General features: G+C 70.7%; 11 protein-coding genes. 9 read left to right on the top strand and 2 right to left on the bottom strand.

The genetic code is table 11. The annotated features are described in order from the left end of the window. Positions 1-33: 33 nt before the first annotated feature. The 4 genes from F0344_RS08840 (at position 34) to F0344_RS08825 (ending at position 6,487) form a co-directional block, all read left to right on the top strand. Complete coding sequence (locus tag F0344_RS08840) at positions 34-315, top strand: acylphosphatase (RefSeq protein ID WP_185298259.1); 282 nt, start codon at positions 34-36, stop codon at positions 313-315. Between the two features lie 437 nt (positions 316-752). Next, complete coding sequence (locus F0344_RS08835) at positions 753-965, top strand: hypothetical protein (RefSeq protein ID WP_185298258.1); 213 nt, start codon at positions 753-755, stop codon at positions 963-965. Positions 966-1,256: 291 nt separating this feature from the next. Then, positions 1,257-4,838: a chromosome segregation protein SMC gene (gene smc, locus F0344_RS08830; RefSeq protein ID WP_185298257.1), complete on the top strand. Its 3,582-nt coding sequence runs from the start codon at positions 1,257-1,259 to the stop codon at positions 4,836-4,838. A 230-nt stretch (positions 4,839-5,068) separates the two neighbouring features. Then, the gene (locus F0344_RS08825; protein WP_185298256.1) at positions 5,069-6,487 is read left to right on the top strand and encodes a sugar porter family MFS transporter; all 1,419 of its coding nucleotides are present in this window, start codon (positions 5,069-5,071) and stop codon (positions 6,485-6,487) included. Between the two features lie 39 nt (positions 6,488-6,526). On the opposite strand, the gene F0344_RS08820 is transcribed toward F0344_RS08825, so the two are convergent. Beyond that, positions 6,527-7,510 carry an LLM class flavin-dependent oxidoreductase gene (locus tag F0344_RS08820; RefSeq protein ID WP_185298255.1) on the bottom strand — a complete coding sequence of 328 codons (984 nt, stop codon included), beginning with the start codon at positions 7,508-7,510 and terminating at the stop codon, positions 6,527-6,529. Between the two features lie 199 nt (positions 7,511-7,709). Here F0344_RS08820 and ftsY point away from each other — a divergent pair, with 199 nt between their 5' ends. Next, positions 7,710-8,915, top strand: coding sequence for a signal recognition particle-docking protein FtsY (gene ftsY / locus F0344_RS08815; RefSeq protein WP_185298254.1), 1,206 nt, complete (start codon positions 7,710-7,712; stop codon positions 8,913-8,915). An 81-nt stretch (positions 8,916-8,996) separates the two neighbouring features. Here the strand turns inward: ftsY and F0344_RS08810 are convergent, their stop codons facing one another. Further along, entirely contained in the window at positions 8,997-9,644 is a 648-nt protein-coding gene (locus tag F0344_RS08810; RefSeq protein ID WP_185298253.1) for a bifunctional DNA primase/polymerase, read from the bottom strand. Positions 9,645-10,066: 422 nt separating this feature from the next. Here F0344_RS08810 and nsdA point away from each other — a divergent pair, with 422 nt between their 5' ends. From nsdA to F0344_RS08790, 4 genes are all read left to right on the top strand, one after another. Beyond that, on the top strand, positions 10,067-11,542 hold the full coding sequence (gene nsdA, locus F0344_RS08805) for a transcriptional repressor NsdA (protein WP_185298252.1): 1,476 nt from the start codon (positions 10,067-10,069) through the stop codon (positions 11,540-11,542). Between the two features lie 344 nt (positions 11,543-11,886). Then, on the top strand, positions 11,887-13,233 hold the full coding sequence (locus F0344_RS08800) for an ammonium transporter (protein WP_185298251.1): 1,347 nt from the start codon (positions 11,887-11,889) through the stop codon (positions 13,231-13,233). Continuing rightward, complete coding sequence (locus F0344_RS08795) at positions 13,230-13,568, top strand: P-II family nitrogen regulator (RefSeq protein ID WP_014048583.1); 339 nt, start codon at positions 13,230-13,232, stop codon at positions 13,566-13,568. The genes F0344_RS08800 and F0344_RS08795 overlap by 4 nt, the downstream gene beginning before the upstream one ends. A 28-nt stretch (positions 13,569-13,596) precedes the next feature. After that, entirely contained in the window at positions 13,597-16,047 is a 2,451-nt protein-coding gene (locus F0344_RS08790; protein ID WP_185298250.1) for a [protein-PII] uridylyltransferase, read from the top strand. Positions 16,048-16,095: the final 48 nt, after the last annotated feature.

The raw sequence follows: 16,095 nt of genomic DNA, 5'->3' as shown, positions 1-16,095 counted from the left end.
CCCCGCGAACAATTGGCCCGTTAGCGTTCGGCTATGAACGAAGATGCAAGACTCGTTGTTTGGGTACGCGGCCGAGTACAGCAAGTAGGGTTCCGCTGGTTCACCAGGGCAAACGCTTTGGAGATCGGCGGCCTCCGCGGCTTCGCGCTCAATCTCGACGACGGCAGGGTGCAGGTGGTGGCCGAGGGCCCACGTGAGAATTGCCACCGACTGCTGGACTGGCTGCGCTCCGACGACACACCCGGCCACGTGGACGGAGTGACTGAGATCTGGGACACCCCGCGCGGCGGTTATGAGGGATTCGCGATCCGTTGAACGGAAGTCGGCGATCCGGCTCCGTTCCACTCCGTATTCGGGGTGCGGCGAGGGGTGACCGAGGTCCCTCCAGGGGCCGCGCACCCGAAATGACCTGCGAATTGACGCACGGCCGGTGATGGTTGCCAAGAGCGGGCCGACATGCCAGGCTGCGGCGGTAACGAAGAGCCTCCCGCCCCTCGGGGCCCCGCAGGAGAGTCGCGCCGCATGATCCATAGGCCGCGCGCCCCGGGGATGCACGCCTCTGCGGGGTGTGATCGTGTTGACCGTCAAACTTTTTGGTGAGACGCTGAAAACCCCGCGCACCTTAGCTGTTTGGCAGAGCTGATTGGCAGCAGAACCGCAGTGGAGACAGAGCACTGCCGAGCACCGCGGGTGCGATTCCCTCACGACCCACACCGCATCGGTCGGTCACTCAGTGTGGAGGACCATCCATCATGGCAAAGGCGCTTCTCGGTTACGTCGGCGGTTCCGATCCGCGACTCCTCGCCGAGATGCGACGGCTCCAGCAGCGCGTCCAGGACCTGGAATCCGAGCTTGTCCGGATCCAGGACGAAAACGACGCGCTGAACGCCGCCGCTCAGCACCAGGATTCGTTGCTCGACAGCATGGACATCGACGTACCCCAAGCGGAGCCCGCGCTGACCTGACCGGAACCCTGACGGGGCCGGCCGGGCGTCGCATACGGCACCCGCTTGATCTCACCACCGGAATGCCTTCGTCACGGATCGTCGTCCCTGGTCTTCGAGGTTTGCTCGTGAACCGCGGCCTCGGTCCGTAGCGCAGGCCGATTCAAGTACAGGGGACGCTTCGGCGTCCCTTTTTCTTTCCCCCGCAGAGATCCCCCCGGTCCGCCCCGGACGTACCGCCCTTCCCTTACCGTCTGATGTGCCCTGCACCTTCATCAGCGAAACCGAGAGTGAAAGGTAGAGTCCGGCGGCGTGCACCTCAAGGCCCTGACCCTGCGTGGTTTCAAATCATTCGCCTCCGCCACGACCCTGCGGTTCGAGCCCGGGATCACCTGCGTCGTCGGCCCCAATGGATCAGGCAAATCCAATGTGGTGGATGCGCTCTCGTGGGTGATGGGTGAGCAGGGAGCCAAATCCCTGCGCGGCGGCAAGATGGAAGACGTGATCTTCGCCGGAACCACGGGCCGGCCGCCGCTCGGGAGGGCCGAGGTCTCGCTGACCATCGACAATTCCGATGGTGCGCTGCCGATCGAGTACGCGGAAGTCACCATCACGCGGATCATGTTCCGCAACGGCGGCAGCGAATACCAGATCAACGGCGACACCTGCCGGCTCCTCGACATTCAGGAACTCCTCTCGGATTCCGGTATCGGCCGCGAGATGCACGTCATCGTCGGCCAGGGCCGGCTGGACTCCGTACTGCACGCCGATCCCATGGGGCGGCGCGCATTCATCGAAGAGGCCGCCGGAGTCCTCAAACACCGCAAGCGCAAAGAGAAGGCGCTGCGGAAGCTGGAGGCGATGGGAGCCAATCTGGCCCGCGTCCAGGACCTCACGGGAGAACTGCGGAGGCAGCTGAAGCCATTGGGCCGGCAGGCCGCCGTGGCCCGCCGCGCCGCGGTCATCCAGGCCGACCTCCGCGACTCCCGGCTGCGGCTTCTCGCCGACGACCTGGTGCGCCTCAACGACGCACTGCGCACCGAGATCGCCGACGAGGCCGCGCTCAGGCAGCGCAGGGAGGCGGCCGAGGCGGATCTGAAGGCCGCCCTGGGACGCGAGGCGGAGCTGGAGGACGAGGTACGGCGGCTGGCGCCGCGGCTCCAGCGGGCCCAGCAGACCTGGTACGAGCTCTCGCAGCTCGCCGAGCGGGTCCGCGGCACGGTCTCCCTCGCCGACGCCCGGGTCAAGAGCGCCACCGAAGCCCCCGAGGACGAGCGGCGCGGGCAGGGTTTCAGGGACCCGGAGAGCATGGAGCGCGAGGCCGCCCGGATTCGCGAGCAGGAGGCCGAGCTGACCGCCGCGCTGGAGGCGGCGGAGCACGCGCTGGAGGACACCACCGCACACCGCGCCGAGCTGGAGCGGGAGCTGGCCGCCGAGGAACGCAGGCTCAAGGACGCGGCCCGTGCCATCGCCGACCGGCGCGAGGGCCTGGCCCGGCTGCGCGGCCAGGTCAACGCCGCCCGCGGCCGGGCCGGTTCGGCGCAGGCGGAGATCGACCGGCTGGCCGCCTCCCGCGACGAGGCCAGGGGGCGTGCCGTCGCCGCGCAGGAGGAGTACGAGCAGCTCAAGGCCGAGGTGGACGGGCTGGACGCGGACGACGCGGACCTGGGTGAGCGGCACGACGCGGCCAGGCGGGATCTCGCCGGGGCGGAGGCCGCGCACGGCGCCGCCCGCGAGGCGGTGACGGCGGCGGAACGGAAGCGGGCCGCGGTGGCCGCCCGCCACGAGGCGCTGTCACTGGGTCTGCGACGCAAGGACGGGACGGGCGCGCTCCTCGACCCGCAGAACCGGCCGGCCGGGCTGATCGGCCCGGCCGCGGAGCTGCTCACGGTGGTGCCGGGGTACGAGATGGCGGTGGCGGCCGCCCTGGGCGCGGCGGCCGACGCGGTCGCGGCCACGGACCCGGCGGCCGCCGCGGACGCGATCAGGCTGCTGCGCAAACAGGACGCGGGGCGCGCGGCGCTGCTCCTCGGTGCGGAGCCCCGGTCGCGGGACACCGCCGCGGAGGAGGGCCCCGGGCCGTTCGCCGGCCGGTTGCCCGCTGTCGTGGACCTGGTGAGCGGACCGGCCGGGCTGATGGGCGCCGTCCGCACGCTGGTGCGCGACATGGTGGTCGTCGGCACGCTGGAGGACGCCGAGGATCTCGTCGCCGCCCACCCCGGACTGACTGCCGTGACGCTGGAGGGCGACGTTCTGGGCGCCTCCTTCGCGCAGGGCGGTTCGGCCGGGGCGCCCAGCCTCCTCGAAGTGCAGGCATCGGTCGACGAGGCCGCGGCCGAACTGTCGGAACTGGCCGTACGGTGCGAGGAACTCGCCGCCGCCCAGCAGCTCGCGGAGGAGCGGCGCCGCGACCGCGCCCATCTTGTCGAGGAGCTGGGGGAGCACCGAAGGGCTGCCGAGCGCGAGAAGTCCGGGGTGGCCCAGCGGCTCGGCCGGCTCGCCGGGCAGGCCCGGGGGGCGGCGGGGGAGGCGGAGCGTACGGCCGCTGCGGCGGCACGCGCCCAGGAGGCGTCGGAGCGCGCGGCCGGGGAGGCCGAGGAGCTGGCCGAACGGCTGCTGGTCGCCGAGGAGACGCCGGTCGAGGAGGAGCCCGACACCTCCGTGCGTGACCGGCTCGCCGCCGACGGGGCCAACGCCCGCCAGACCGAGATGGAGGCCCGCCTCCAGGCGCGTACACACGAGGAACGGGTCAAGGCGCTCGCCGGACGTGCTGACTCCCTGGACCGCGGCGCCCGCGCCGAACGGGAGGCCCGTGCTCGCGCCGAACAGCGCCGCGCGCGGCTGCGCCACGAGGCCGAGGTCGCCTCGGCTGTGGCCTCCGGCGCCCGTCAATTGCTCGCGCACGTGGAGGTGTCCGTCGTACGGGCCGAGGAGGAGCGGACCTCGGCCGAGGCGGCGAAGGCGGAGCGCGAACGGGGTCTGGCGGCCGAGCGGGGCAGGGGCCGCGCGCTCAAGGACGAGCTGGACAAGCTGACCGACTCCGTTCACCGCGGGGAGGTGCTGGGTGCCGAGAAGCGGCTGCGGATCGAGCAGTTGGAGGCGAAGGTCCTGGAGGAGCTGGGGGTGGAGCCGGCCGGGCTGACCGCCGAGTACGGCCCCGATCAGCTGGTGCCGCCGTCCCCGGCGGCCGAGGGCGAGGAACTGCCGGACGATCCGGAGCATCCGCGCAACCGGCCGCAGCCCTTCGTGAGGGCCGAGCAGGAGAAGCGGCTCAGGGCGGCCGAACGGGCGTATCAGCAACTCGGGAAGGTGAATCCGCTCGCCCTCGAGGAGTTCTCGGCCCTGGAGGAGCGGCACAACTTCCTCTCCGAGCAGCTTGAAGACCTGAAGAAGACCCGGGCCGATCTGATGCAGGTGATCAAGGAGGTCGACGAGCGGGTCGAGCAGGTGTTCACCGAGGCGTTCCGGGACACCGCCCGCGAGTTCGAGGGCGTCTTCTCGCGGCTCTTCCCGGGCGGCGAGGGACGGCTGATCCTCACCGATCCGGACAACATGCTGACGACCGGCCTGGACGTCGAGGCGCGTCCGCCGGGCAAGAAGGTCAAGCGGCTTTCCCTGCTGTCGGGCGGCGAGCGGTCCCTGACGGCCGTGGCGTTGCTGGTCGCGATCTTCAAGGCCAGGCCCAGCCCGTTCTATGTGATGGACGAGGTCGAGGCGGCCCTGGACGACACCAATCTGCAGCGGCTGATCCGGATCATGGAGGAGCTTCAGGAGAGCTCGCAGCTCATCGTGATCACGCACCAGAAGCGGACGATGGAGGTCGCCGACGCGCTGTACGGAGTCTCCATGCAGGGCGACGGTGTCTCCAAGGTGATCAGCCAGCGCCTCCGCTGACTGCGCAGACTCTCTTTACTCAATCGTCACAACTTCAACGCGCACTTTGGGTGCTCCTGGGTGGATGTGAGACTTCGCCTGACCTTCCTTGGCGTTTGACTTCGAAACTTGAACGCATAGTCTCTGCAACGTTGTTTTTGCCTTCAAGTGGTGGCGCCGGGAAAGTTGTGGGCCACTAGGGAGAGCTCGCCCCCCACGTCTGACGTAGCGGCCAGGCATCAGGAGTTCACGTGACCAGCACAGCGAACGGACCGGCGTCCGGGGCCCGAAAGGCTCATCCGGACCACCTCGGCCATGTCATCTTCATTACGGCAGCCGCAGCGATGGGCGGCTTCCTCTTCGGATACGACAGCTCAGTGATCAACGGCGCGGTCGAAGCGATCCGCGATCGGTACGACATCGGTTCCGGGACGCTCGCCCAGGTCATCGCCATCGCCCTGATCGGCTGTGCGATCGGCGCCGCGACGGCGGGACGCATCGCCGACCGGATCGGGCGCATCCGGTGCATGCAGATCTCCTCGGTGCTCTTCACCGCGAGCGCCATCGGCTCGGCCCTGCCGTTCTCGCTCCTCGACCTGGCGCTGTGGCGGGTCGTGGGCGGTTTCGCCATCGGTATGGCCTCGGTGATCGGACCCGCGTACATCGCCGAGGTCTCGCCCCCCGCCTACCGCGGCCGGCTCGGGTCCTTCCAGCAGGCGGCCATCGTCGTCGGCATCGCCGTCTCGCAGCTGGTCAACTACGGCATCCTCCAGATCGCCGACGGCGACCAGCGCGGAGAGATCGCCGGCCTCGAAGCCTGGCAGTGGATGCTCGGCGTGATGGTCGTCCCCGCCGTCCTGTACGGATTGCTCTCGTTCGCGATCCCCGAGTCGCCGCGGTTCCTGATCTCGGTCGGCAAGAAGGGCCGGGCCAGGGAGATCCTGGCCGAGGTCGAGGGCAAGAACGTGGACCTCGACGCACGGGTGACCGAGATCGAGACGGCCATGCACCGTGAGCACAAGTCCAGCTTCAGTGACCTGCTCGGCAGCCGCTTCCGCTTCCTGCCGATCGTCTGGGTCGGTATCGGACTGTCGGTCTTCCAGCAGCTCGTCGGCATCAACGTGGCCTTCTACTACTCGGCGACGCTGTGGCAGTCCGTCGGCATCGACCCGACCGAATCGTTCTTCTACTCGTTCACCACGTCGATCATCAACATCATCGGCACGGTGATCGCGATGATCCTGGTCGACCGGGTGGGCCGCCGACCGCTCGCCCTGGTCGGATCCTGCGGTATGGCGATCGCGCTGGCCGTCGAGGCGTGGGCGTTCTCCGCGGACCTGGTCGACGGCAAACTGCCCAACACCCAGGGCGTCGTCGCCCTGATCGCGGCCCACGTCTTCGTGCTCTTCTTCGCCCTGTCGTGGGGTGTCGTCGTCTGGGTCTTCCTCGGCGAGATGTTCCCGAACCGGATCAGGGCCGCCGCACTCGGCGTCGCCGCCTCCGCGCAGTGGATCGCCAACTGGGCGATCACCGCGAGCTTCCCGAGCCTCGCGGACTGGAACCTCTCCGGCACCTACGTCATCTACACCTTCTTTGCCGTGCTCTCGATCCCCTTCGTGCTCAAGTTCGTGAAGGAGACCAAGGGCAAGGCGTTGGAGGAGATGGGCTAATCCCCGCTGCCCCTCTCCTCGAACAGGGACCGCCCCGGTTCAGCCCTGCTGCGCCGGGGCGGTCCCGCGTCCCGTCACCTCGCAGAACAGCCGCAGGCTGCGCCACCCCTCCTCGACGGGCATCCCGCCGCAGAGCGGATGCAGTACCAGACTGTCCGCGTCCAGCTCCGCGCACTGCTGCGGAGTGAGGACCTGGTACACGCCCTCGGTTCGCAGTTCCTCCACCGTCGTCGCCACCGACCGCACGGCCGAGCGGATCTCCTTGGACTGCCAGGAGGCGTACGTACGCGCCTCGTGCAGGAAGTGCTCGCCGTAATGCGCCCAGGTCCGGTCCGGGTCCTCGGAGAGATGCAGCAGCGCGGTCTTCGCGCCCGGCATCATGCACAAGCCCTCGGTCCCGTACTCCGCGCACCGCTCCAGGTAGTACGCCTCCAGCTCAGGCAGATGCGCGCTGGGGAAGAACGGCAGCCCCAGCCGAGCCGCCCGCCGCGCCGCGGCCTGTGAACTGCCGCCCACCAGGAGCATCGGACGGGGCCGGGTGTACGGGCGTGGGGTGACCCGCACCGTACGTCCCCGGTAGGCGAACGGATCTCCGGTCCACGCCAGCAGCAGCGTCTCCAGCAGCTCGTCCTGGAGCCTGCCGCGCCGCCCCCACTCGACGCCCGCCCGCTCGTACTCCTCGGGCCGGTAGCCGATGCCCGCCACCGTCACGAGCCGGCCGGCGCTCAGCAGGTCGAGCACCGCGATGTCCTCGGCCAGCCTCAGCGGGTCGTGCAGCGGCCCGATGACCGCCGAGACCGTGACCGCTATGCGCCGGGTCGCTCCGAACGCCGCACCGGCGAAGACGAAGGGGGACGGCAGCCAGGAGTTGTCAGCCCCGTGGTGCTCCTCGGTCTGTACCGTGTCGATGCCGTGTTCATCTGCGTACCGGGCCATCTCCAGCGCCGCCCGGTAGCGGGCCGAGAGCGTGTCCGGGGTGGCCGCTGGATCGACGAGATTGAATCGGAGCACGGTGAACGGCATGGCATGTCCCCTTCGCCGGATCGGCCTGGCGAGGCGGCACAGTAGCTGACGTACCGTCAGAAAGGTAGGGGGCCGGCTACCCCGCCGGCCCCCGCTGGAACGCTCCTTACCGCCAAAAGGTGTATTACGCCCCCGAGTGCCTCCGGGTGGCAGTCGCAGCAGTGCCCCTGTCGCGGCCGTGGCCGATACTGGACGGGTTATGGAACTCGCCGAAATCGTCATCCTTGCCGTAGTCATCGCCGTGGTCGCGGTCGGCCTGATCGCCGGGCTCGTGGTCGGCAGCCGCAAGAAGAAGCTGCCCCCTCCGCCGCCGAGCGCGCCGACCATCACTCCTCCCGCCGAACCCCAGGTCGGCGAGGAGGCCGAGGCGCCGCGCGACGAAGCGCGGCGCACCATCGAGGAGGCCGGACTTCCCGATACCGCGGAAGCCCCGGCCACCGCCGAACCGGAGGCGCCCGCCGCCCCCGCGATCGAAGTCCCCGAGCCCACCGCCGGCCGTCTCGTACGGCTGCGCGCCCGGCTCGCCCGCTCCCAGAACTCGCTGGGCAAGGGCCTGCTCACGCTCCTGTCCCGCGACAACCTCGACGAGGACACCTGGGAGGAGATCGAGGAGACGCTCCTCACCGCCGACGTCGGCGTCGCACCCACCCAGGAACTCGTGGAGCGGCTCCGTGAACGGGTCCGCGTCCTCGGTACGCGTACCCCCGACCAGCTCCGCACGCTGCTGCGCGAGGAGCTCATCGCCCTCCTCGGCACCGATTTCGACCGCGAGGTCAAGACGGAGGGTGGGGCCGAGACCCCCGGTGTCGTGATGGTCGTCGGGGTCAACGGCACCGGCAAGACCACGACCACCGGCAAGCTGGCCCGGGTGCTCGTCGCCGACGGCCGCAGCGTCGTGCTCGGCGCGGCCGACACCTTCCGGGCCGCCGCCGCGGACCAGCTCCAGACCTGGGGCGAGCGTGTCGGTGCCCGCACCGTCCGCGGACCGGAGGGCGGCGACCCCGCGTCGGTCGCGTACGACGCGGTGAAGGAAGGTATCGCCGAGGGCGCCGATGTCGTACTCATCGACACCGCGGGCCGTCTGCACACCAAGACCGGTCTGATGGACGAGCTCGGCAAGGTCAAGCGGGTCGTCGAGAAGCACGGTCCGCTCGACGAGATCCTGCTCGTGCTGGACGCGACCACCGGACAGAACGGCCTCGTGCAGGCCCGTGTCTTCGCCGAGGTCGTCGACATCACCGGCATCGTCCTGACCAAGCTGGACGGCACCGCCAAGGGCGGCATCGTCATCGCAGTCCAGCGAGAGCTGGGCGTGCCGGTGAAGCTGATCGGTCTCGGTGAGGGTCCCGATGATCTCGCCCCGTTCGAACCCGAGGCGTTCGTGGACGCGCTGATCGGCGACTGACACCCACCGGGCCGTCCCCGTACGTACGAGGGCCGGGCGAGCCGACTGCCGGCCTGCCCGGCCCTCACGTGTGTCCGCGCGCTACAGACGGTGGCAGATGTACGCCAGCGTGCCCAGCAGCAGCCGCGCCTGCGGGGGAGCGCCCGCGGTGTCCGGCGAGGGCGGGCGCAGCCAGCGGACCGGGCCCAGGCCGCCGAGGTCGGAGGGCGGGGCCGTGATGTGGCAGCCGCGGCCCAGCGCCCGCAGATCGAGATCCGCGTCGTCCCAGCCCAGCCGGTAGAGCAGCTCGGGCAGTTCGGCCGCGGCCCCGGGGGCCACGAAGAACTGTGCGCGTCCGGTCGGGGTGGCGGCCACCGGGCCGAGGGGCAGTCCCATCCGCTCCAGTCGCACGAGAGCGCGGCGCCCGGCGGCCTCCGCGACGTCGAGGATGTCGAAGGTGCGCCCGACGGGGAGCAGCATCGCGGCGCCGGGCACCTCCGCCCAGGCGCCCGTGGCGATGTCGAGCGGGGCGCCCGCGGGGATCTCTCCGGCGAAGGCCAGCGGATGTGCGCCGGGGGCGGCGCAGGCCGTGTCTCCGCATGAGCAGCTGCCCGCGGAGGCCCGCGCTCCGGGGGCCACCGCCCAGCCCCAGAGTCCTGTGTACTCGGCCACCGCTGTGCCCTCGGCCGAACGGCCGCGGCGCCGCGAGCCGGATCGCATCTCACGGATGTCGCCGATCGTGAAGCCCATGCCCCCTCCAACGGGTCCGACTCACCGGTGGTTACGACCCGGGGGCACCGAACCGCCCGCCGTGTCGCCGTCGATCCGTCGGGGTACGGATGCTGTCGGGGGTGTGTGCCACATTCCGCACGCCCCCGAGTGCCCCATTCCGCCCTCTGCTGATCGCCGCCTGTCAAGTGAATCGCGAGAGGCCCCAGGTGCGTTCATCCGAAGGGGTGGCGAATGGTGGCGTTTCCGTAAAGGCCCTCGCGAGAGGGGTGATCGTAGGATTACCGTCGGTACACGAACCCTGGAAGTATGAGCGCACACGGGTATGCCGGAGGCAACCCGACTCCTTGTGCGAGGGTGTTCATCTCCGTACGTGCAGAATCGATGCACGACATTCTGATAGTGGTTCGCGCGACGGGTTTCGGCGGGATGGGGGCGTTCCAGTGAGTGGCAGCGGCGCAGGCGAGACGAATGCCGGAAAGCGCCCCAACGGGCAATTGGGATCTTGGTTCGTGCGCAGCGGCTGGTCGAAGGGCGAACTCGCACGACAGGTGAACCGGAGAGCGCGTCAGGTCGGCGCCCACCACATCAGCACCGACACCTCCCGGGTGCGCCGCTGGCTCGACGGCGAACAGCCCCGCGAGCCGATCCCGCGCATCCTGTCCGAGCTGTTCTCGGAGCGTTTCGGCGCCGTGGTCGCCGTCGAGGACCTCGGACTGCGTACGGCACACCAGTCGCCCTCCGTGTCCGGCGTCGACCTGCCGTGGGCGGGCCCCCAGACCGTCGCCCTGCTCTCCGAGTTCTCCCGCAGCGACCTGATGCTCGCCCGGCGCGGCTTCCTCGGCTCCTCGCTCGCGCTCGCCGCCGGTCCCGCCCTGATCGAGCCCATGCAGCGCTGGCTGGTGCCCGTCCCCGCAGCGGGGCCCGCCGAACCCGAATCACCCGCCGCTGCCCGCCGTCCCTCCCGGCTCTCGGGCCCCGAGCTGGACCTTCTGGAGTCCACCACCGCCATGTTCCGCCAGTGGGACGCCCAGTGCGGCGGCGGACTGCGGCGCAAGGCCGTCGTCGGGCAGCTCCACGAGGTCACCGACCTGCTGCAGGAGCCGCAGCCCGGGGCCACCGCCACCCGGCTCTTCCGCTGCGCGGCCGAACTGGCCGAGCTGGCGGGCTGGATGAGTTACGACGTCGGTCTCCAGCCCACGGCCCAGAAGTACTTCGTCCTCGCCCTGCACGCCTCCAAGGAGGCCGGCGACAAGCCCCTCGGTTCGTACGTGCTCTCCAGCATGAGCCGGCAGATGATCCACCTCGGACGCCCGGACGACGCCCTTGAGCTCATCCATCTCGCGCAGTACGGCAGCCGGGACTGCGCCACCCCGCGCACCCAGGCCATGCTGTATGCGATGGAGGCCCGTGCCTACGCGAACATGGGCCAGCCCAGCAAGTGCAAGCGAGCGGTCCGGATGGCCGAGGACACCTTCCTCGACGCGGGACTCGACGGCGAGCCCGAGCCCGACTGGATCCGGTTCTTCTCCGAGGCCGAGCTCAACGGGGAAAACGCCCACTCCTACCGTGACCTGGCCTATGTGGCGGGCCGCAGCCCCACGTACGCCTCGCTGGCCGAGCCCGTCATGGAGCGGGCGGTCGAGCTCTTCGGCGAGGACGACGAGCACCAGCGGTCGTACGCACTGAACCTGATCGGCATGGCCACCGTCCATCTGCTCAAGCGTGAGCCCGAGCGGTCCACCGTGCTCGCCACCCATGCCCTGAAGGTCGCCAGGAAGGTCCGCTCCGAGCGGGTCAACACCCGGCTCCGCAAGACCGTCGACACCGCTGCCAGGGACTTCGGCGATGTCGCCGATGTCGCCAGGCTCACCGAGCTGCTCCACGAGCAACTGCCGGAGACCGCCGAAGCCGTCTGACCCGGCCCCCTCGCCACCAGCCACGACCACCACCCCGCACAGCCCGTCTCGGCTCCCCATCGCCAGGCCACCGGGTGGTCGTCGTGGCCGGTTCACGTCCCCGGGCGGTTCAACCGCACCGTATGCGGCGCGGAACGCATGGTAGGCAGCGCAGCGCTCAGGCCACTCCCGGTTCATTCGGACGTAACACACCGCGCCTCTTCGTCACTGCGGCGAAACACCGTGCAGCATCTGCGGAAACGGCGCTGGGCCAATCTCATGGCGCATAACCGGCCCGCACCTTTTTCCCCAGTGGCCACGCGATCTCGCCCGCACGCGGCCGCACCGACGACGAGGAGACGCCGATGCCCCCAGGCATCATGACGTTCGCCGCAGACGCCCCAGAGCTGTCTGCCGCCAACACCGGGTTCATGCTCATCTGCTCCGCGCTGGTGATGCTCATGACTCCGGCCCTGGCCTTCTTCTACGGAGGCATGGTCCGGGTCAAGAGCACCCTCAACATGCTGATGATGAGCTTCATCAGCCTCGGGATCGTGACGATCCTGTGGGTGCTCTACGGATTCAGCATGGCCTTCGGCTCCGACATCGGCTCGGTCGTCGGCTGGACCTCCGACTACGTCGGCCTCAGCGGGATCGGCGTCAACGAACTCTGGGACGGCTACACCATCCCGGTCTACGTCTTCGCGGTCTTCCAGCTGATGTTCGCCGTTCTCACCCCGGCCCTGATCAGCGGCGCACTCGCCGACCGGGTCAAGTTCACCTCGTGGGCCCTGTTCATCACGCTCTGGGTGACCGTCGTCTACTTCCCCGTCGCGCACTGGGTCTGGGGCTCCGGCGGCTGGCTCTTCGAGATGGGCGTCATCGACTTCGCCGGTGGTACGGCCGTCCACATCAACGCCGGTGCGGCGGCGCTCGGCGTGATCCTCGTCATCGGTAAGCGCGTCGGCTTCAAGAAGGACCCGATGCGGCCGCACAGCCTGCCGCTCGTCATGCTCGGAGCCGGTCTGCTCTGGTTCGGCTGGTTCGGCTTCAACGCCGGCTCGTGGCTGGGCAACGACGACGGTGTCGGCGCGGTCATGTTCGTCAACACGCAGGTCGCCACCGCCGCCGCGATGCTCGCCTGGCTCGGGTACGAGAAGGTCCGCCACGGCTCCTTCACCACCCTGGGCGCCGCGTCCGGTGCCGTCGCCGGTCTCGTCGCCATCACCCCCGCCGGCGGCGCCGTCAGCCCGCTCGGCGCGATCGCCGTCGGCGCCATCGCCGGTGTGCTCTGCGCCATGGCGGTCGGCCTGAAGTACAAGTTCGGTTACGACGACTCCCTGGACGTCGTCGGTGTCCACCTCGTCGGCGGGATCGCCGGCTCCCTGCTCGTCGGCTTCTTCGCCACCGGTGGCGTCCAGTCCGACGCCAAGGGCCTCTTCTACGGCGGCGGCCTCGACCAGCTCGGCAAGCAGGCCGTCGGAGTCCTCGCGGTCCTGGCGTACTCTCTGGTCGTCTCCGCGGTCCTGGCCTTCCTGCTGGACAGGACGATCGGGATGCGGGTCCCCGAGGACGACGAGATCTCCGGCATCGACCAGGTCGAGCACGCCGAGACGGCGTACGACTTCAGTGGTGCCGGCGGCGGTACCGCCCCGCGCACCACGGCCTCCCAGGACACGGCAGCAGCGAAGACGAAGAAGGTGGACGCATGAAGCTCATCACCGCAGTCGTGAAGCCGCACCGGCTCGACGAGATCAAGGAGGCCCTCCAGGCCTTCGGCGTCCAGGGCCTCACGGTCACGGAGGCCAGCGGCTACGGCCGCCAGCGCGGACACACCGAGGTCTACCGCGGTGCCGAGTACACCGTCGACCTCGTGCCGAAGATCCGTATCGAGGTACTCGTCGAGGACGAGGACGCCGAACAGCTCATCGACGTCGTCGTCAAGGCCGCCCGCACCGGCAAGATCGGTGACGGCAAGGTCTGGAGCGTGCCGGTCGAGACAGCGATCCGCGTACGCACCGGGGAACGCGGACCCGACGCACTCTGAGCGTCCCGTACAACCGAGAGGCAGCTGGGTGACGAGCACTGAAGTGACCACCGAATCCGAAGAATCGGGACCCAGCGGCTACGCGGCGGCCCGGCTGCGCCTGCTCCAGGAGAAGGCGCGGTCCGGGCCGCCGCGCCGTGCTGCCCTCGCCGCACTGACCGACGGCTGGCTGAACGCGCTCTTCACCACCGCGGCCGAAGAAACGGGCGTCGGGGGCGCCGCCCTCGTCGCCGTCGGCGGGTACGGCCGCGGCGAGCTTTCCCCGCGCAGCGACCTCGACCTCCTGCTCCTGCACGACGGCAGCGCCGACGCGGCCGCCCTCGCCGCCCTCGCAGACCGCGTCTGGTACCCGGTCTGGGACCTCGGCCTCGCCCTCGACCACTCCGTGCGTACCCCCGCCGAGGCCCGCAGGACAGCAGGGGAGGACCTCAAGGTCCAGCTCGGACTGCTCGACGCCCGGCCGGTGGCCGGCGACCTCGGCCTCGCCGCCGGCCTGCGCACCGCGATCCTCGCCGACTGGCGCAACCAGGCACCCAAGCGGCTCCCGGCCCTGGACGAACTCTGCCGCGAACGGGCCGAGCGGATGGGCGAGCTCCAGTTCCTCCTGGAACCCGACCTCAAGGAAGCACGGGGCGGCCTGCGCGACGCCACCGCCCTGCGCGCGATCGCCGCGTCCTGGGTCGCCGACGCCCCGCGCGAAGGGCTCTCCGAGGCCCGCCGCGTCCTCCTCGACGCCCGCGACGCCCTCCACCTCACCACCGGCCGCGCCACCGATCGCCTGGCCCTCCAGGAACAGGACCAGGTCGCCGCCGAACTGGGCCTCCTGGACGCCGACGCGCTGCTGCGCCAGGTCTACGAGGCCGCCCGCACCGTCTCGTACGCCACCGACGTCACCTGGCGCGAGGTCAACCGCGTGCTGCGCGCCCGTTCCGTACGGCCCCGGCTGCGCGCGATGCTGGGCGGCGGCAAGCCCGTCCCCGACCGCACCCCGCTCGCCGACGGGGTCGTCGAGGCGGACGGCGAGGTCGTCCTCGCCCGGACCGCACGCCCGGAGAAGGACCCCGTACTCACCCTCAGAGCCGCAGCGGCCGCCGCCGAATCCGGACTGCCGCTCTCCCGCCACCTCGTACGCCACCTGGCGAGCTCCGCCCGCCCGCTGCCCGTGCCGTGGCCCGCCGAGGCCCGCGAGGAACTCGTCACCCTGCTCGGGGCCGGCGAGGCCACCGTGGGAGTCTGGGAAGCGCTCGAATCGGAAGGGATCATCACCCGGCTGCTGCCCGACTGGGAACGGGTCCACTGCCGCCCGCAGCGCAACCCCGTCCACACCTGGACCGTCGACCGCCACCTCGTCGAGACGGCCGTCCGCGCCGCCACCCTCACCCGCCGCGTCGGCCGCCCCGACCTGCTCCTCGTCGCCGCGCTGCTCCACGACATCGGCAAGGGCTGGCCCGGTGACCACTCCGTGGCGGGTGAGGTCATCGCCCGGGACATGGCGGCCCGCATCGGTTTCGACAGACACGACGTGGGCGTCATCGCCACCCTCGTACGCCACCATCTGCTGCTCATCGAGACCGCCACCCGGCGCGACCTCGACGACCCGGCGACGGTCCGTTCCGTCGCCACCGCGGTGGGCACCACCTCGACCCTGGAACTCCTGCACGCCCTGACCGAGGCGGACGCCCTCGCGACCGGGCCCGCCGCCTGGAGCACCTGGCGCGCCTCGCTCGTCAGCGACCTCGTCAGGCGCGCCGCCGCCGTACTCGCCGGCGAGGCCACGCCGGAACCGGAACCCGCCGCGCCCAGCGCGGAGCAGGAACGCCTCGCCATCGAGGCACTGCGGACCGGTGAGCCCGTACTCGCCCTGCACGCGCAGACCGAGGCCCCGTCCGAGGACGGGGCACCGGAACCGGTCGGCGTCGAACTGCTCATCGCCCTGCCCGACCGTCCGGGCGTCCTGCCCGCGGCGGCCGGAGTCCTCGCGCTGCACCGCCTCACGGTCCGCGCCGCCGATCTGCGTGCCGTGGAGCTCCCCACCGAACTCGGCGACAGCGCCGGTCTGCTGCTGCTGAGCTGGCGGGTAGCCGCCGAGTACGGATCGCTCCCGCAGGCCGCCCGGCTCCGCACCGACCTCGTCCGGGCCCTGGACGGCTCACTGGACATCAGGGCACGCCTCGCCGAACGCGAAGCCGCCTACCCCCGCCGACGCGGGGTCAAGGCCCCGCCGCCCCGGGTGACCGTCGCCGCGGCGGGCTCCCAGGTCGCCACGGTGATCGAGGTCCGCGCCCAGGACGCCCCGGGACTGCTGCACCGGATCGGCCAGGCCCTGGAGCAGAGCTCCGTACGGGTGCGCAGCGCCCATGCGTCGACGCTCGGGGCCAACGCGGTGGACGCGTTCTACGTCACGGACGCCGACGGGAACCCGCTGCCCGACGACCGGGCGGCCCGGGTCGCCGGAGAGGTCGAGAAGGCCCTCGGCTGACCCTGCCGGATGCCCGCCGCTCCGCCTTCCGGAGCGGCGGAACGGCCC

The sequence above is a fragment of the Streptomyces finlayi genome (genome assembly GCF_014216315.1).
GTDB lineage: Bacteria > Actinomycetota > Actinomycetes > Streptomycetales > Streptomycetaceae > Streptomyces > Streptomyces finlayi_A.
The sequence above is the reverse complement of the archived record's forward strand: the minus strand, read 5'-3'. Positions and strand labels throughout refer to the sequence as shown.